The sequence below is a fragment of the Pseudoduganella chitinolytica genome, from assembly GCF_029028125.1.
GTDB classification, from domain to species: domain Bacteria; phylum Pseudomonadota; class Gammaproteobacteria; order Burkholderiales; family Burkholderiaceae_D; genus Rugamonas; species Rugamonas chitinolytica.
Genome location: NZ_CP119083.1, coordinates 941858 through 959178, shown reverse-complemented (window position 1 = coordinate 959178; position 17321 = coordinate 941858). Strand labels below are relative to the sequence as shown.

Annotated in this window: 17 protein-coding genes and 2 pseudogenes; 4 read left to right on the top strand and 15 right to left on the bottom strand. The window is 69.3% G+C overall.

Annotated elements, in window-relative coordinates; all coding sequences use genetic code 11:
• Positions 1-5: 5 nt before the first annotated feature.
• On the bottom strand, positions 6-818 hold the full coding sequence (ssuC, locus tag PX653_RS04250) for an aliphatic sulfonate ABC transporter permease SsuC (protein ID WP_371876413.1): 813 nt from the start codon (positions 816-818) through the stop codon (positions 6-8).
• Positions 815-1909 (bottom strand): annotated as a pseudogene (gene ssuD / locus PX653_RS04245) (FMNH2-dependent alkanesulfonate monooxygenase); the annotation flags it as partial. The pseudogene ssuD and the gene ssuC, both read right to left, overlap by 4 nt.
• Positions 1910-1971: 62 nt before the next feature.
• Here ssuD and PX653_RS04240 point away from each other — a divergent pair.
• Both PX653_RS04240 and PX653_RS04235 read left to right on the top strand, forming a co-directional pair.
• Positions 1972-2271: pseudogene (locus PX653_RS04240) on the top strand (ABC transporter permease subunit); the annotation flags it as partial.
• A gap of 44 nt (positions 2272-2315) precedes the next feature.
• Positions 2316-2585 carry a putative signal transducing protein gene (locus PX653_RS04235; RefSeq protein WP_277416677.1) on the top strand — a complete coding sequence of 90 codons (270 nt, stop codon included), beginning with the start codon at positions 2316-2318 and terminating at the stop codon, positions 2583-2585.
• A gap of 32 nt (positions 2586-2617) precedes the next feature.
• Here PX653_RS04235 and epsC read toward each other — a convergent pair whose 3' ends face one another.
• A complete protein-coding gene (epsC, locus tag PX653_RS04230; RefSeq protein ID WP_277416676.1) occupies positions 2618-3538 on the bottom strand; it encodes a serine O-acetyltransferase EpsC in 921 nt (306 codons plus the stop codon).
• A 211-nt stretch (positions 3539-3749) separates the two neighbouring features.
• Between epsC and PX653_RS04225 the strand changes: the two genes are divergently transcribed.
• A complete protein-coding gene (locus PX653_RS04225; RefSeq protein WP_277416675.1) occupies positions 3750-4937 on the top strand; it encodes a multidrug effflux MFS transporter in 1188 nt (395 codons plus the stop codon).
• Here the strand turns inward: PX653_RS04225 and PX653_RS04220 are convergent, their stop codons facing one another.
• The 6 genes from PX653_RS04220 to phaP form a co-directional block, all read right to left on the bottom strand.
• Positions 4938-5198 (bottom strand): hypothetical protein, encoded by a 261-nt coding sequence (locus PX653_RS04220; RefSeq protein ID WP_277416674.1) that lies wholly within the window; start codon positions 5196-5198, stop codon positions 4938-4940.
• Between the two features lie 63 nt (positions 5199-5261).
• The gene (locus PX653_RS04215; protein ID WP_277416673.1) at positions 5262-5882 is read right to left on the bottom strand and encodes a helix-turn-helix transcriptional regulator; all 621 of its coding nucleotides are present in this window, start codon (positions 5880-5882) and stop codon (positions 5262-5264) included.
• 8 nt (positions 5883-5890) lie between these two features.
• Complete coding sequence (locus PX653_RS04210; RefSeq protein ID WP_277416672.1) at positions 5891-7120, bottom strand: MFS transporter; 1230 nt, start codon at positions 7118-7120, stop codon at positions 5891-5893.
• Between the two features lie 377 nt (positions 7121-7497).
• Complete coding sequence (gene trxC / locus PX653_RS04205) at positions 7498-7941, bottom strand: thioredoxin TrxC (protein WP_277416671.1); 444 nt, start codon at positions 7939-7941, stop codon at positions 7498-7500.
• The gene (locus PX653_RS04200) at positions 7938-8186 is read right to left on the bottom strand and encodes a hypothetical protein (protein WP_277416670.1); all 249 of its coding nucleotides are present in this window, start codon (positions 8184-8186) and stop codon (positions 7938-7940) included. Before PX653_RS04200 ends, trxC begins: the two co-directional genes overlap by 4 nt.
• A 312-nt stretch (positions 8187-8498) precedes the next feature.
• Positions 8499-9101, bottom strand: a complete 603-nt coding sequence (gene phaP / locus PX653_RS04195; protein ID WP_277416669.1) for a TIGR01841 family phasin — start codon at positions 9099-9101, stop codon at positions 8499-8501.
• A 237-nt stretch (positions 9102-9338) separates the two neighbouring features.
• On the opposite strand from phaP, the gene PX653_RS04190 reads away from it, so the two are divergent.
• Entirely contained in the window at positions 9339-9695 is a 357-nt protein-coding gene (locus PX653_RS04190; RefSeq protein ID WP_277416668.1) for a FlxA-like family protein, read from the top strand.
• Positions 9696-9699: 4 nt separating this feature from the next.
• On the opposite strand, the gene PX653_RS04185 is transcribed toward PX653_RS04190, so the two are convergent.
• Genes PX653_RS04185 through PX653_RS04160 form a run of 6 tightly spaced genes read right to left on the bottom strand, consistent with a single transcriptional unit; the run spans position 9700 to position 17236 of the window.
• The gene (locus PX653_RS04185) at positions 9700-10500 is read right to left on the bottom strand and encodes an ABC transporter substrate-binding protein (protein WP_277416667.1); all 801 of its coding nucleotides are present in this window, start codon (positions 10498-10500) and stop codon (positions 9700-9702) included.
• A 20-nt stretch (positions 10501-10520) separates the two neighbouring features.
• Positions 10521-11192, bottom strand: coding sequence for an ATP-binding cassette domain-containing protein (locus PX653_RS04180; RefSeq protein ID WP_277416666.1), 672 nt, complete (start codon positions 11190-11192; stop codon positions 10521-10523).
• Complete coding sequence (locus tag PX653_RS04175; protein WP_277416665.1) at positions 11189-11896, bottom strand: ABC transporter permease; 708 nt, start codon at positions 11894-11896, stop codon at positions 11189-11191. The genes PX653_RS04180 and PX653_RS04175 overlap by 4 nt, the downstream gene beginning before the upstream one ends.
• On the bottom strand, positions 11896-12735 hold the full coding sequence (locus PX653_RS04170; RefSeq protein WP_277416664.1) for a formate dehydrogenase accessory sulfurtransferase FdhD: 840 nt from the start codon (positions 12733-12735) through the stop codon (positions 11896-11898). Before PX653_RS04170 ends, PX653_RS04175 begins: the two co-directional genes overlap by 1 nt.
• Positions 12732-15518 carry a formate dehydrogenase subunit alpha gene (gene fdhF, locus PX653_RS04165; protein WP_277416663.1) on the bottom strand — a complete coding sequence of 929 codons (2787 nt, stop codon included), beginning with the start codon at positions 15516-15518 and terminating at the stop codon, positions 12732-12734. Before fdhF ends, PX653_RS04170 begins: the two co-directional genes overlap by 4 nt.
• Positions 15515-17236: an NAD(P)H-dependent oxidoreductase subunit E gene (locus PX653_RS04160; RefSeq protein ID WP_277416662.1), complete on the bottom strand. Its 1722-nt coding sequence runs from the start codon at positions 17234-17236 to the stop codon at positions 15515-15517. The genes fdhF and PX653_RS04160 overlap by 4 nt, the downstream gene beginning before the upstream one ends.
• Positions 17237-17321: the final 85 nt, after the last annotated feature.

Genomic DNA, 17321 nt, shown 5'->3' with positions numbered 1-17321 from the left:
CGTCATCAACGGTACGCCGGGTTCCAGCGCAGCAGGCGTCGTTCCAGGCCGCGCGCAAACAGGTCGGCCAGCTTGCCCAGCAGCGCGTACAGCAGCACGCCCACCAGCACCACGTCGGTCCGCAGGAATTCGCGCGCGTTCATCGTCATATAGCCGATGCCGGCCTGCGCCGAGATCGTCTCGGCCACGATCAGCAGCACCCACACGAGGCCCAGCGAGAAGCGCACGCCTACCAGGATCGACGGCAGCGCGGCCGGCAGGATCACGTCGCGGTACAGCGGCCAGCCGCGCAAGCCGTAGCTCCTGGCCATCTCGATCAGCTGGGCGTCCGCCGAACGGATGCCATGGAACATGTTCAGGTAGACCGGGAAGAACACCCCGACGGCCAGCAGGAACAGCTTGGCGCTTTCGTCGATGCCGAACCACAGGATCACGAGCGGGATCAGCGCCAGCGCCGGGATGTTGCGGATCATCTGCAAGGTCGTGTCCAGCAGCGTCTCGGCGCGGCGGAAGCTGCCCGTCAGGAGTCCCAGCAGCAGGCCGGCGCCGGCACCGACGGCAAAGCCGGACAGCGCCCGCCACAGGCGGGTGCGCAGGTGCGTCCACAGCTCGCCCGACACGGCCAGCGCCCAGAAGGCCTGTGCCACCGCCCACGGTCCCGGCAGGATGCGGCTGGACAGCCAGCCGGTGCGGGCCGACAGCTCCCACGCCAGTAGCAGTGCGATCGGCAGCAGCCAGGGCGCCAGGCCGGCCCGAACCGACTGCCATGCGCCGGGCCCACCCGCGCGCGGCGCGGCGATGATGGCGCTGCCCATCATGCAGCCTTCCTCGGCACGGAGGGTACGGATGGGACGATATCGGTCGCCATCACCTCCCCGAACGGCCCCGTGATCGACTGCTCGCCGCTGGCCTTGCCCTTGCCCAGCAGCGGGAACACCAGCTCGGCGAAGCGGTACGACTCCTCCAGGTGCGGGTAGCCGGAGAAGATGAACGTCTCGATGCCCAGCGCCTGGTATTCGCGGATGCGTTCGGCCACCGTCTCGGCGTCGCCCACCAGCGCGGTGCCGGCGCCGCCGCGCGCCAGGCCCACGCCGGCCCACAGGTTGGGCGACACTTCCAGCTTGTCGCGCCGGCCGCCGTGCAGCGCGGCCATGCGGCGCTGCCCTTCCGAGTCCATCCGGGCAAACGTGGCCTGGGCCTTGGCGATGACGTCGTCGTCCAGGTGCGAGATCAGCTCGTCGGCCGCGCGCCAGGCCGCCTCGTTGGTCTCGCGCACGATCACGTGCAGGCGGATGCCGAAACTGACCGTGCGGCCATGCGCAGCGGCGCGCTGGCGGATGTCGGCGATCTTCCCGGCGACGGCCGCCGGCGGCTCGCCCCACGTCAGGTAGACGTCCATCTGCTCGGCCGCCAGGTCGTGCGCCGCAGCCGACGAGCCGCCGAAGTACAGCGGCGGATACGGCTTCTGCACCGGGGGGTACAGCGTCCTGGCGCCCTTCACCTTCAGGTGCTTGCCTTCGAAGTCGAAGCCGGCATCGCCGCCCGCGCCGGACAGCGCGCCGCGCCAGATGCGGATGAACTCATCGGAGATCTCATAGCGCTCGGCGTGGTCGGCAAACAGGCCGTCCGCGGCCAGCTCGGTCGGATCGTCGCCCGTTACCACGTTGATCAGCAGGCGCCCGTTCGACAGCCGGTCGAACGTGGACGCCATGCGCACCGCCAGGCCGGGCGTGGACAGGCCGGGCCGCACCGCCACGAGGAACTTCAGCTGCTTCGTTGCGTGGATCAGCGACGAAGCCACCACCCACGCGTCCTCGCACGAGCGGCCGGTCGGCAGCAGCACGCCGTCGTAGCCCAGCGTGTCGGCGGCGACGGCGACCTGCTTCAGGTAGTCGGCATCCAGGCATCGACGGCGCCCCGCTCGAACGCTGCGCGCGCATCCGACGGCGGCAGGAACACCGGCTGGATGTCCGCGTAAGCGATGTCGGCCTGGCGCGGCGGGTGTTGCTGCCGGCCGCGTTGCCGGCCCTGCTGACGGGCCTGCGCAACGGCCTGTCGCTGGCATGGCTGTTCACGGTGGCGGCTGAACTGATCGCCGCCAGCCGGGGCCTGGGCTACCTGCTCAGCGACGGGCGCGAGACGGGTCGTGCGGACATCGTGCTGGCGGCGATCCTGCTGCTGGCGCTGCTGGGCAAGGCCAGCGACAGCGTCATGCAGGCGCTGGAGCGGCGCCTGCTGGCGTGGCACGACAGCCTGGGGAACCGCGCCTGACGTGCGGGTGGTAGCATGGCACATCGCCTTGACCGGAGCGCACCATGACCACCGACTACCGCCTCGTCGCCCGCCGCCTCGTGCCCACCGAGGCCCACCTGCTGCGCGGCTGCCTGCGCGCGGCAGGGATCGCAGCGGTCGTCGCCGACGACCAGCACGTCCAGGTGAACTTCCTGCTGGCGCCAGCGCTGGGCGGTACGCGCGTGCTGGTGCCGGAAGCCGACCTGGAGGCGGCGCGCGAGGTGCTGGCCGCGTTCGAGCGGGGCGACTTCACGCTGCCCGAGTCGACCGACGTGGGGCCGCCCGCCGAGTAGCGCGCCGGTCCTGGCCGCGCTCAGTCGCGCATTCAGTCATTCCTCATCTGCGCCTGCGACACGCTGCTGTTGGGCGGCACGCTTTGCGTCAGCCAGACGTTGCCGCCGATGGTGGAGCCGGCACCGATGGTGATGCGGCCCAGGACCGTGGCGCCCGCGTAGATGACGACGTCGTCCTCGACGATCGGGTGGCGCGGCGTGCCCTTGATCAGCATGCCCGACGCATCGGCCGGGAAGCGCTTCGCGCCCAGCGTGACGTGCTGGTACAGGCGCACGCGCTCGCCCAGGATCGCCGTCTCGCCGATGACGACACCGGTGCCGTGATCGATGAAGAAGCTGGCGCCGATGGTCGCCGCCGGGTGGATGTCGATGCCCGTCAGCGAGTGGCTGATGTCGCAGATCATGCGGGCGATGAACGGAGAGCCCAGCCTGTGCAGCTGGTGTGCCAGGCGGTAATGCAGGATGCCGATGGTGCCGGGATAGCACAGCATGATTTCGGCAATCGACGTGGCGGCGGGATCCCCGGCATACGCCGCCTGCACGTCCGACACGATCAGCGCGCGGATGTCCGGCAGGCTGGCCGCGAACTGCCGCGTGATCTCGTGGGCGCGCTGCGTCAGCGATTCTTCCGTCGCCTCCACCCCGTCGGCGAACTGGAGGCCGCGGCGGACCTGTTCCGTCAGGCGGTTCAGCGTTGTATTGAGCGTATCGCCGACAAAGTAGTCGATGCTCTCGTCCGTGAGATTGGGGCGGCCGTAGTGGGTCGGGAACAGCACGGCGAACAGGCCGTTGACGATCGTCGTCAGCGCCTCGCGCGACGGCAGTTCGCGGATACGGCGCTGGTGGCGGATATTATGGGTGGCCTCGCGCGAGACGCGCAGCGCCGCCACGACCGCATCCAGGTCCCAGTGTGCCGGCTTGACGCCGGTGCCGTCGAAGGTATCGATTGTCATGATCTTGGTCGTGAAAAAAAGCAGCTTACTGAATCGGGGCACGCATTCTAAAGAATAATTTCGCGCGGCGTTATGCTGTTACCGCATATCGATATGCGCGGGGCTCCTGCACGAACGGCCGCGCTCGCGTAAAATAGCCGCCCCGATCGCGACAACGCCGCAGTTCTTTCGTCGCGATCTTTTGTAAAGCAGCATCAACGATACTCCTTCCATGAATATTCTGCTGACCGTGCTCCTGGCCGGGCTGTCGATGGTCGGTCCGCTGGCGATCGACACCTACCTGCCCTCCTTCCCCGCCATCGGCGCCGAGTTCGGCGCGACGCCCCTGGCCGTGCAGCAGACGCTGTCGCTGTTCCTGTTCTGCTTTGCGTTCATGATGCTGTTCTACGGCACGCTGTCGGATACGTTCGGCCGTCGCCCCATCATCCTGGGGTCGCTGGTGCTGTACATCGGCGCCTGCGTCGGCGGCGCGGTGGCGGGTTCGCTGGGCTTCCTGCTGGCCTGCCGCGTGCTGCAAGGGCTGGCTTCCGGAGCCGGTTCCGTTGTCGGACGCGCCATCGTGCAGGACCGCTTCTCCGGCGCCGAGGCACAGAAGATCCTCGGCCACATCATGATGGTGTTCGGCCTGGCGCCCGCGCTGGCACCGATCCTGGGCGGCTGGCTGCAGGTAAGCTACGGCTGGCGCTCGATCTTCTGGTTCCTGGCGCTGTTCGGCGCCGTGATGATGTTCGCCGTCTGGCGCTGGCTGCCGGAGAGCCTGGCGCCGCGCGACCGCCACCCGTTCCACTTCGGGACCATCGCCGGCAACTACCTGAAGGTGCTGCGGCATCGCCAGTTCCTGCTGCTGGCGGTTGCGCTGGGCGTGGCGTTCGGCGGCTTCGCGCTGTACATCGGCTCGGCCGCGTACTTCGTCATGCACATCCTGCACCTGCCGGAGACGGCATTCGCCTGGCTGTTCATCCCGCTCGTCGCGGGCATGGTGGTGGGGTCGGCGGTGTCGGGCAAGGTGGCGCACCGTTACGCGCAGGATAAGCTGGTCTGGATCGCGTATGCGGGCATGGCGCTGGCGGCGCTGGCCAACGTGGCCTACACGTACCTGTTCACGGCGGCGATCCCGTGGGCCGTGCTGCCGCTGTTCTTCTATTCGCTGGCGCTGGCCATCGCGATGCCGCCGCTGTCGCTGATGGCGCTGAACCACTTCCCCAACAACAGCGGCCTGGCCGCGTCGATGCAGTCGTTCATCCAGATGACGTTGTTCGCGCTGGTGTCCGGCCTGGTGGCGCCGCTGCTGTTCGACAGCGCCTTCAAACTGGCGTGCGGGGTGCTGGGCTGCCTCGTCGTCAGCCTGCTGGCATGGGTGCTGGCGCATGCCGGCAAGGCGCCGGCACGGCAGGGCTGATCACGGCCACGGGGCCGGCGTCACGTCCAGGTACTGCGGGCCGCCGTCTTCCGGCTCGGGTGCCGCCTGCGGGTCCTGCTTCAGCTTCTGCGCCGGCGGCAGGCCCAGGCCAAGGATCTCCTTGCGGCCCTCGACGAAGTCGGACGTGGACAGCGGATGCTCGCTGTCCGGCCAGTTGGCGATTGCCCAGTTCTGCAGTTCCTCGAAGCGGTGCCAGACTTCGGCGACGAACTTGCGGCGCATTTCTTCTTCCATTGCCATGCTAACCTCCCTTGTGTTTTTGACTACTGTACACGAGCGGCGCATATCGTGGCGCCAGCCCCGTCACACAGGAACGATGCGGTAGGCGCAGCGGCGTGCCCCTGCCAGCTGGTGTTCGCTGCGCTCGACGCTGCAATCGGGACCCAGCACACGCTGGAACACATCCAGCTCCGAGCGGCAGAACTGCTGGCAGGCACGGGCGGCGGCGCAGATGGGGCAATGGTTCTCGACCAGCAGCAGCGCGCCGTCCGGCGCCGTCGCCACCTCGGCCATATAGCCTTCCAGGTCGCGCGCATGGGCCAACGCGGCGACCCGCTCGGGCAGCGGCGTGCCGCTGCCGATCGCGGCCCGATAGGCCGCTTCGCTGGCACCCTCGCGTGCCACGATCAGCTGGTCCATCGCGGCGTCGCCGAACAGCGCCCTGACCTGGTCGATCAGTTGCACGGTGACGTCGGCGTGCCGGTCCGGGAAGCGGGCGTGGCCCGCGGCCGTGAGCAGCCAGCGGCGCGCCGGCCGTCCCACCTTCTCAGCCACGTCCTCGTATGTCACCAGGCCTTTTTCCTGGGCCGCTTCGAGGTGGCGCCGAGTACCCATCGACGTCAGGTCGAGGATCTCGGCCAGCTGCTGCGCGGTGTTGGGCCCGCGGGTCTTCAGCAGGAACAGGATCTGGTCGGCGGTATGCATGGGTTTCTTCAGGTAGTAGCATTGACGGGTAGGGCCACGGACACCTCGGCGTGCCAGCGCCGCAGGCGCCAGCCGGCCCACAGCGACAGCATTGCGCCAGTGCCCAGCACCAGCCGGGTATCGACCAGCACGAGCCACGATCCCGCCAGCGCCGTCACGATGCTGGCCAGGCAGAACGTCGTCGACAACAGGCCCATGACGGCGCCCTGCCCGTGCGCGGCGAAGCGCTCGGCGGCCCAGGGCTGCATCGTCGCATTGTAGAACGCATTCGGGATACCGAACAGTACGATCGCACCGATGCCCACCCACAGGTTGCCCAGGGCGACGCCGGCGACGGCCGCCGCGATCGCGCAGGCATACCACGCCGCCTGGCGCAGCGGATCACCGGTCCGCACCCGGCCAGCGACCACGGCCGCGCCCGTCATCACGCCGCACAGCGCCGTGTTGACGATGGCGATCCGGGCCGTATCGTAGCCACCCACTTCGACCAGCCACAGCGGAAAGAAGTCGTAGAACGCCGTGATGCCGCAACTGCATGCCAGCTGGATGGCGAACAGCGTGCGCAGCGGCGGATGGCGCAGCAGGTGCAGCACGTTGTTGCGTCGTGCGACCTGCCACAGCGAGTCCTGTCCAGGCTCAGCGCCTGCGCCATGGCGCCCGGACGGCACGGCGATCATGACGAGTACGCCCGCCAGTACCAGCGCGACAATGGCGACGATGAACGGCACCGTGATGCCGAAGCCCACCGTCAGCCCGGCCAGCAGCGGTCCCACTAACCAGCCCAGGTGGAATGCGCCGTTCAGCAATGACAGCGCCCGCACCCGCTCCTGCCCGGCCAGGCGTTCGGCCAGCAGCGCGCGCGCGACCGCGCTGTTGCCTTCCATCAGGCCGGTGATGAAGCGCGCTGCGATAAACAGCGGAAACGATTCGAGCACCAGCGCCAGCGCCGTCACGGCATGGCCGGCGGCCGCGCCGAAAGCCGTGGCCAGCAGCACCGGCCGGCGGCCATAGCGGTCGGACACGGGCCCCAGCAACGTGGCGCCGATCAGCAGGCCGACGGGATTGACCGTCAGCGCGATCCCGAACAGCAGCTTGGGCGGCAGGCCGAGGAAGCTGTTCAGGCCGTTAACGGCGCCCGAGGCGAACAAGGGCGGCAGGATCGGATACGGCAGCGACGTGCCGACGGTGGAGAGCAGCGCCAACAAACAGGCTGCGGCGATCAGGATGGGGGTTTTCATGCGGCCAGTGTACGGCTGGCGCGACCATAAGTAAACTATTTTATTTACTTATACTGGATTGTCTGTCCCGGCGGCTGGGGGCCTTCGCAGCTCGATGCCTTGCCGCCGCGGATGAAAACCGGGGTCAGTCCCCTGGGGCCGCCGCTGGCCAGCGCTGGCGCTTTCGCTTACCGGGGACAGACCCCAGGCGCTGTTTTACGTCGGCGGCTCCCGGGCGCGGATGAAACCGGGGTCGGTCCCGGGGGCCGCCGCCGGCAAGCGCTGGCGCTTTCGCTTACAGGGACGAACCCCCAGCGTCCCTCGATGCCACCGGGCTCAGGGTCTGTCCCTGCGGGACTGACCCTGGTTTTCATCCGCGGCGGCGATACGTTGCAAACTCAAGCGCCCACATTGCGCGCCACCCATGCGACGATGCTGTTGACGTCCATCGCCCCAGCCTGCCGGGCCACTTCACGGCCATTGCGGAACAGGGCCAGCGTGGGAATGCTGCGGATCGCGTAGCGCGCGCCGATGTCCGGATTCGCTTCCGTATCGACCTTGACGACCCGCACGTCCGGTTCCAGCCGCTTGGCGGCCTGTTCGTAGAACGGCGCCATCGTGCGGCAGGGGCCGCACCAGGGTGCCCAGAAGTCGACCAGCACGGGCACGTCGCTGCGTTCGATATGCTTCAGGAAGCGGGCGCTGGCCAGGTCGGCCGGCTTGCCGCCGAACAGCTCGAGCTGGCATTTGCCGCAGGTGGGGTGTTCCTCCAGGCGCTGCGCCGGTACGCGGTTGACGCCGTCGCAGTGCGGGCAGACGACGTGCAGTGATTCGTTGCTCATTCCTGCTCCTGTCCCTTCTCGTTCTTGACGATGCCGCGGATATTGGTCGCGGCCAGGCAGCAGTTTAATACGATCAGCGCCCACGCGTCGTCATGCCAGCCCCAGATCACCCACATGACGTTACTGACGAGGAAAACGATAAACCCCGACAGCCGCCGCCGCGCACTGCGCGAGCCCACCAGCCATGCGGCCAGCAGCGATGCCGCCATCGCCGGCCATTGCAATAATTCGATCAGATCGCCCATGCGCGCTCTCCTCTGCTCATCCGGAAGACGAGTGTAACGCCCGGCACGAACGGATGGCGCCAGCGAGACATGGGGGACAGACGGGAACGCAGGCGTCGGAGGCCCGGATGGCCAACGCGACCGACACAAGGCGGGGATCGACCAAAGCGGACACCGGCCACGCGCCCCGCGCGGCCGGCCCGGCGGCAGGCGCCGCTCCGCTGCGGACACCGCGCGACCGCCCGCCGCGCCGGCACCCGCTGCATACGACAACGCTCAGCCCAGCGCCGCCGCATGCGGCCCACCCGAGGCGGGCCAGTCAAACCGCAGCCGTCAGCCCGGCTGGCCTTCCTTGCGGCCGGCCTGGCGCGTGGCGGCCTGGGCCGCCTGCGCCGTGTGGGCCGCGGCCTGGCCCATGTGCTCCGCCGCGTCGTGGCCGTTGCCCATCGCGGCGCGGGCCTGGCGCGTGGCCGAGTCCACCATGCTGTCCAGCGGGTTGGCCAGCTGGCGCATGGTGTCGTGCTGACGGCGCACCGTGCGCTCCGTTTCCTCGGACGTCACGCGCGTCACTTCGTCGCTCAGCTCGCGCGCCGCACGTGCCGTTTCCTCGGCATGCTCGCCGGCCACACGGACCAGCTTGGTGTGGCTGTCCGCCGCGATGCGCGACAGTTGCTGCTGGTACGCCCGCAGCCGCTCCGCCGCCGGCTGGGCCCGGGAAGCGGTGACGCTGAACACCTCGGTCGGCTTGCCGGCCGTGACGATGGCCTGCCCCGTGGCGGCGCTGTCCTCGAGGATCGTCTGCGCCATCTGCAGGGTCAGCTCGTTGACCTGCTGTGCCGTCTGGAACAACGAACGGGAGAAGTCGTTGAAGAATGCGATTTGCGCCTGCACGTGATTCTTCGCCGCAGGCGTGATGCTTTGCGAGAATGGGAACATGGTTGCCTCTATAGAATAGTTTTGGAAGTCCGCCGGCAGAACGCCATGCGGCGTGACAAGGCTACGTGGACTGACCACGACGGGCATGATCTCGATCAAACATGTGACGCGCTGACACTCTTGCATTTTCAGCCATTTTCGGCACTGACTTTACCTGGCTTTACATCGACAAGGCTGCGCAACCTTGCCTGCGGCGTCGATAATTTCCCTGTCGATCAGAGAAGATGAGGAATGGATATGGTTTCAGCAGTGACGCGCACCGGGACGGCAGCCACGACCGCCGCGAGCAATAGCAACGGCAACGCCGCGCAGATTGCCAGCCTGCAAAAGCAGGTGGCGGCCAAGCAGAAGGAACTGGCGGAAGCGCAGAAGGAGACGAGCGAGACGGGACAGAAGCAGGCGCAGCAGCTCAGCCAGGAACTGCAGGCGCTGCAGCAGCAGATCGCCCGGCTGCAGGCCGAAGCGACGAGGAAGGCGGCCGAACAAGCCGCCGACCGCGCGGCGCAGCAAACGGCCACGCAGCCACCTCAAGCACGCACGGACAACGCCACCGACACCAACACCGTCGGCAGCCTCATCGACACCTACGCGTAGGCCGTCACTTGGCCGACGGATAGAACAGCTGCCGGCCGGCCGGCTTGAACGCGGCGATCTTCGCCTGGCCTTCCGGCGACGTGATCCACGCGATCAGCCGCTTCGCCCCCTTGTAGTTGATGCCCGGGTGCCTGGCCGGATTGACGGCGATGATGCCATACGGGTTGAACATCTTCGGGTCGCCCTCGACCATGATGGCCAGGCCCGTCCTGGCCTGGTAGACGCCATAGGTGGCGCGGTCCGTCAGCGTGTAGGCCTGCAGCTCGGCCGCCATCGTCAGCACCTCGCCCATGCCCAGGCCTGCGGACAGGTAGCGCGCGCCCGTGGGTTGGGCGCCGACCTGCTTCCAGTAGGCCTTTTCCATGATGTCCGTGCCGGAGTTGTCGCCGCGCGAGATGAACTTCGCCGGGCCTGCCGCCATCTTCCTGAACGCGGCCAGCACGTCCTTGCCGCCCTTGATCCCGTCCGGGTCGGACACGGGGCCGACCACGATGAAGTCGTTGTACATCACGTCGCGCCGGTCCACGCCCCAGCCTTCGGCCACGAACTTGTCCTCGGCCGGGCGCGCATGCACCAGCGTGACGTCGACGTCGCCGTTCTTCGCCAGCTCCAGCGCCTTGCCGGTGCCGACCGAGATGACCTGCACCTTGGTGCCCGTCTTCGCCTCGTAGAACGGCAGCAGGTAGGCCAGCAGGCCGGAGTTTTCCGTGCTGGTGGTGGTGGACAGGCGCAGCGGCTGCTGGGCCCAGGCGCTGCCGCCAAAGGCCAGCGCGGTGGCAAGCAGGAACAGGGAACGGCGTTTCATGCGGACTCCTTCAGGAAAAACTAGCGGTATTCGATATGCCCGTCGCGCAGCTTCAGGCGGCGCACGTCGGGCAGGTTGATCAGGTCGCGGTCGTGGCAGGCCATGACCACGCTGGTGCCGGCGCCCGTCAGCGTGGGGATCAGCGCGATGACCTGCTCGCGCGCCTCGCCATCGAGGTTGGCCGTGGGCTCGTCCAGCAGCAGCAGGCGCGGCCGCAGCACGCGGGCCCGTGCCAGCGCCACCCGCTGCTTCTCACCCCCGGACAGCGTGGCCGGATCGCTGCCGCGCAGGTGCGTCACGCCGGCCCAGGCCATCGCCTCTTCCACCCGTTCCCGCACCAGCGCGCGCGGCGCGCCACGGGCCTGGAGGCCGTACGCGATATTGGCCGGCACGCTGGTGGAGAACATCACCGGGTGCTGGTGGACGTAGACGATGGCGTCGCGCAGCGCGCGCGGGTACGGCCGCAATGTCACCGGCTCGCCATCCAGGCGCACGTCCTCCGCGTCCACCGGCACCAGGCCGGCCAGCACGCGCAGCAGCGTGCTTTTGCCGGCGCCGTTCACGCCCGTCAGCACGTAGGCGCTGGCCACGTCCAGGCGGAACTCGCGCAGGTCGAACAGCGTGTGCGCGCCGTGGCGCTTGTGCAGCCGCGCGGCCGTCAGCAGTGGCGCTGCCAGTAGCGGAGCCGTCATGCGCGCCCCCGCGCGGCATGGGCATCGCCCTGCAGCAGCATCAGTGCGCCGTTCATCGCCAGCGCGATCGTCACCAGCACGATGCCCAGCGCGATGCCCTGGGCGAAGTCGCCCTTGCTGGTCTCGAGCGCGATGGCCGTCGTGATCGTGCGCGTCTCGCCGGCGATGTTCCCGCCCACCATCATGGCGCAGCCCACTTCCGAGATCACGCGGCCGAAACCGCTGATCACGGCGGCCATCACGCCGAAGCGCACCTCGTACAAGAGGGTCGTCATCACGCGCCAGCGCGAGGCACCGTGCGCGATCGCCGTCTCCGCCAGGCGCGGGTCGGCCGCCTGCACGGCCGTCAGGGTAAAGGCCAGCAGCACCGGCAGCGCGATGACCACCTGCCCGGCCACGATGCCCGGCTGGGCGAACAGCCATTGCAGGGGCCCCAGCGGACCGTGGCGCGACAGCAGCAGGTACAACAGGAGACCGATCAGCACTGTCGGCAGCGACAGCGCCGCCTGGGCCAGCCAGATGACGAGCCGGCGGCCGAGGAACTGGTGCATCGCGATGGCATAGCCGGCGCCGACGGCAAAGGGCGTCGCGATGACAAGCCCCAGCATGCTGGTGCTGACGGAGATCCAGATGATGCGCCACAGGACGGGGTCGCCCGTCAGCAGCAGCCGGAAGGCATCATGCAGCGCGGCCGTCAACGCCATCAGGGCTCCAGCAGTTCCGGCTCGAACACGATGCGCTGCGGCGCGGCCAGCACCGTGAAGTGCTTGCCGGAGCAGCGCGCCAGCAAGGTCATGCCGGTCTGCCGGGCGACGGCGTGGCCCATCTCGGTGGTGCCGGAACGCGACAGCAGGAACGGAATGCCCATCTGCGCGCCCTTGATGACCATCTCGGACGTCAGGCGCCCGGTCGTGTAGAACACCTTGTCGCCGCCCGTCTCGCCCTCCAGCCACATGAGGCCCGCGATGGCGTCCACCGCGTTGTGGCGCCCCACGTCCTCGACGAAGTGCAGCAGGTTGCCCGCGCTGTCGAACAGGCCGCAGCCGTGCACGGAGCCCGCCTGTTTATAGACGGAAGGCTGGGTGCGGATCGTCTCGACGATGCGGTAGATGACGCCCTGCCGCAGCCGGGCTCCAGGCGGCAGCACGATATTGTCCACCTCGTCCATGACGGTGCCGAACACGGACCCCTGGCCGCAGCCGGTCGTGACGACACGGCGCGCCGTGCGCTCTTCCAGGTCGGCCACGCCGGCGCGCGTGGTCACCGCCGCCGTGCCGCTGGCCCCGGCCTCGTCCCACGACACCTGCACCGCCGCGATGTCGTCCAGCGCAAGCAGGCGCTGGTTGCGCAGGTAGCCCAGCACCAGCGCCTCCGGTGCCGCGCCCAGGGTCATCAGGGTAATCAGCTCGCGCCCGTCCAGGTAGACGGTCAGTGGGCGCTCGGCCGGGATGTTCAGCGCCGTCGCACGCTCCTTCTCGTCGCGCGCGGTCACGGGCTGGATCAGCGGCAGGCGCGCAGCCGAAAGTTGCGGTAACCGGCTCATGCGGTTTCCTCCAGCCGGTCGAGTATCTGGCCGCCGCCGTAGCTGCCCTGCGCTGCCACGCTGCCGCCGGCCGTCATGCGGATCGCGCAGTACTTGAACTCCGGGATCTTGCCGAACGGGTCCAGCGCCGCGTTGGTCAGGCGGTTGATGGCCGCCTCGTAATAGCAGAACGGCACGAACACGGCGCCGCGCGGCGAGGCGTCGTCCGCCCGTGCATACAGCGCCACGCTGCCGCGGCGCGAAGCCAGCGTGATGACGCCGCCGGGCGCCACGCCCAGCGCCGCCAGGTCGAGCGGATGAACCAGCGCGACCGGGTCCGGCTCCAGCGCATCGAGCACGCCGGCGCGGCGCGTCATGCTGCCCGTATGCCAGTGTTCCAGCTGGCGGCCCGTGATCAGCACCAGCGGGTACTCGGCATCGGGACGCTCGTCGGCCGGGATGATGTCCGCAGGGACGAAGCGCGCCCGCCCGTCCGGGCGCGGGAACGTCTCGGTGAACACGACCGGCGTGCCGGGATGGTCCTCCTGCGGACAAGGGTGGACCACGGCGCCCTCCCGCTCCAGCCGCTGCCACGTGATGCCGGCCATGCTGGGCATCAGCCGCCGCATCTCGTCGAACACTTCCGCTACGTGGCCATATTTCCAGTCCAGGCCGAGGCGGCGCGCCAGCTGGCACACGATCCACAGGTCCTGCTTCGCCTCGCCCGGCGGCTCGATGGCCTGGCGGCCCAGCTGTACCAGGCGGTCCGTATTGGTGAAGGTGCCCGTCTTTTCCGGGAACGCGCTGGCCGGCAGGATCACGTCGGCCAGGTAGGCCGTCTCGGTGAGGAAGATGTCCTGCACTACCAGCAGGTCGAGCGCGGCCAGCGCCTCGCGCGCATGGTTGGCGTCCGGGTCGGACATGGCCGGGTTTTCGCCCATGATGTACATCCCGCGCACGCCGCCGGCCAGGATCGCCTCCATCACCTCCACGACCGTGAGGCCGGGCTGGTCGTCCAGTGCGGCGGCGGGCACGTTCCACGCCTGCGCGAAGCGCTCGCGTACCGCCGGCTCCGTCACGCGCTGGTAGTCCGGGTACATCATCGGGATCAGGCCCGCGTCGGATGCGCCCTGCACGTTGTTCTGGCCGCGCAGCGGATGCAGGCCCGTGCCGGGCCGGCCGATCTGGCCCGTCAGCAGGGCCAGCGCAATCAGGCAGCGCGCGTTGTCGGTGCCGTGCACGTGCTGCGACACGCCCATGCCCCACAGGATCATCGAGGCCTTCGAGGTGGCATACAGCCGCGCCACGTAGCGGATCGTCTCGGCGTCGATGCCGCACAGGGGCGCCATCGCCTCGGGGCTGTACTGCGCCACGTTGGCCGCCAGCGCCTCGTAGCCGCTGGTGCGGCTGGCGATGAAGGCTTCGTCCGCCAGCCCCTCTGCCACGATCGTGTGCATCATGGCGTTCAGCAGCGCCACGTCGGTATCGGGCTTGAACTGCAAGGTGCGGTGCGCATGGCGCGCCAGCTCCGAGCGGCGCGGGTCGCACAAGATGAGCTTGGTGCCGGACCTGACCGCGTTCTTGATCCACGTGGCGGCCACCGGATGGTTGACGGTGGGGTTGGCGCCGATGACGATCACCACGTCGGCCTGCAGCACGTCCATCACGGGGTTCGACACGGCGCCCGAGCCGATCCCCTCCAGCAGCGCCGCCACCGAGGAGGCATGGCACAGCCGCGTGCAGTGGTCGACGTTGTTGCTGCCGAAGCCCGTGCGCACCAGCTTCTGGAACAGGTAAGCCTCCTCGTTGCTGCCCTTGGCCGAGCCGAAGCCGGCCAGCGCCTTGCGACCATGCAGGTCGCGGATGCGCGCCAGGCCGCCGCCGGCCAGTGCCAGCGCCTCTTCCCAGCTCGCCTCGCGGAACACGTCCAGCACCTGCGCCGGATCCATCGGTGCCGATGCGGACTTCGGCACCCCGCTGCGGCGGATCAGCGGCTTGGTCAGGCGCTGCGGATGGTGCGCGTAGTCGAAGCCGTAGCGGCCCTTGACGCACAGGCGGCCGTGGTTGGCCGGACCGTCGCGGCCTTCCACCGAGACGATGCGGTTGCCTACCACATTGTAGGTCAGCTGGCAGCCCACGCCGCAGAACGGGCAGACCGATGCCACCTGCTGGTCGGGCACCTGCATCGCGGCGCCCCGCGCCGGCGCCAGCGCCCCCGTCGGGCAGGCCTGCACGCATTCGCCGCAGGCCACGCAGGTGGAGGCGCCCATCGGGTCATCCATGTCGAACACGATCTTCGCGCCATCGCCGCGCAGGGCCAAGCCGATCACGTCGTTGCCCTGTTCGTCGCGGCAGGCGCGCACGCAGCGGGTGCACTGGATGCACGCGTCCAGGTTGACGGTGATCGCCGCGTGGCTGGCGTCGCGCGCCGGCTGCACGCGCGAGGCGAAGCGCGGTTTGCCGACCTGCAGCCGGGCCGCCCACGCGTCCACTTCGTTGTGACGGGTATAGGTGGCTTCGGCCAGGTCCGACTGCAGCAGTTCCAGCACCATCTTCTGCGCCGCCAGCGCACGGGGGCTGGCCGTTTCGACCTTCATGCCGGGCAGCGGCGCGCGGCAGCACGACGGTGCCAGGGTGCGCTCGCCCTCGACCTCGACCACGCAGGCGCGGCAATTGCCGGCCGCGGTCAGGCCGTCCTGGTAGCACAGGTGCGGCACGTCGATGCCCTCGCGCCGCGCCACGTCCAGCAGCGTTTCGCCGGCGTGGGCCTGCACGTCGCAGCCGTTCAGTTGGAAGCCGATCATGCGATCTCCTGCGGGAAGTAGCGGATGACGCAGTCGACCGGATTCGGTGCCGCCTGGCCCAGGCCGCAGATCGACGCGTCGCGCATCACCTGGCCCAGCTCGCCCAGCAGCGCGGTATCCCAGCGTGGCGCCTCGATCAGCTGCAGCGCCTTGGCCGTGCCCACGCGGCACGGCGTGCACTGGCCGCACGACTCGTCGCGGAAGAAGCGCATGGTGTTGCGCGCGGCCGCCACCGCGCTGTCGTGCTGCGACAGCACGATCACGGCGGCCGAGCCGATGAAGCAGCCATGCGGCTGCAGGGTATCGAAGTCGAGGGGCACGTCGCCCAGCGCGGCGGGCAGGATGCCGCCGGAAGCGCCGCCCGGCAGGTAGCCGTACAACGAGTGGCCGTCCGCCATGCCGCCGCAGTACTCGGCGATCAGTTCGCGCACCGTGATGCCGGCCGGCGCCAGCTTGACGCCGGGCTCGCGCACGCGTCCCGAGACGGAAAAGGAACGCAGGCCCTTGCGGCCGTGGCGGCCCTGGCCCGCGAACCACTCCGGGCCCCGCTCGACGATGTCGCGCACCCAGTACAGCGTCTCGAAATTGTGTTCCAGCGTGGGCCGGCCGAACAACCCCACCTGCGCCACGTACGGCGGACGCAGGCGCGGCATGCCGCGCTTGCCCTCGATCGACTCGATCATCGCCGATTCCTCGCCGCAGATGTAGGCACCCGCGCCACGGCGCAGGTGGATCGTCGGCAGGTCCGGCACCGGCGCGGCAGCCTGCAGGCGCGCCAGTTCCGTCCCCAGCAGTGCGCGGGCGTCGTGGTACTCGTCGCGCACATAGACGTAGATGTCGCGGATGCCGACCACCCACGCGGCCAGCAGCATGCCCTCCAGGAAGCGGTGCGGGTCGCGCTCCAGGTAGGCGCGGTCCTTGAACGTGCCCGGTTCGCCTTCGTCCAGGTTGACGGCCATGAGGCGGGGTCCGGCCTCGGCCTTGACGATGCGCCATTTGCGCCCGGCCGGGAAGCCGGCGCCGCCCAGGCCGCGCAGGCCCGCGTGCTCCAGCGCGGCAATCAGCGATTCGCCGCTGCGGGCACCGGCCACGCAGTCACCCAGCAGCGCGTAACCGCCGCCGGCCACGTATTCGTCGTAGCCGATATGCGCGGGGATCGCCACTGCCGTTCCGGCCAAGGCGGCAGCGATGGACTGCGCCGTGGCGGCAGGCACGCCCTGTTGGCCCACCAGCGCTGCGGGCGCCTGCTCGCAGCGGCCGATGCAGGGCGCGGCCAGCACGCGTACCTCCGTGCCCAGCAACGCGGGCAACTTGTCCAGCAGCGCAGTGGCGCCGGCCATCTCGCACGACAGGCCGGCGCACACGCGCACGGTCAGCGCCGCCGGCGCCGTTTCCCCTTCGCGCACGATGTCGAAATGGTGGTAGAACGATGCCACTTCATACACCTCGGCCTGCGCCATGCGCAGCTCCTGGGCCAGCGCAGCCAGGTGGGTCGTGGCCAGGCAGCCGTAGCGGTCCTGGATCAGGTGCAGGTGTTCGATCAGCAGGTCGCGCCGGCGCGGCGCATCGGCCAGCAGCGCCTGCACTTCGGCCAGCGCGGCCGGCTCGACACGGCGCCCGCGCGGCGCCTGGCGCTTGCGTTCGCGGCTGGCTCCCGCCTTGGCACTGTCCTCGGCGCCCCCACTGGCGACGGCGATGGGTATGGTCGGGTGGTTCACAGCCGGCGGGTCTCCAATGATCGGGCTTGACGAGGTGGTCTGGCTTGACGAAATCATATGCTGCACTTGAGCATATTCAGGGGCG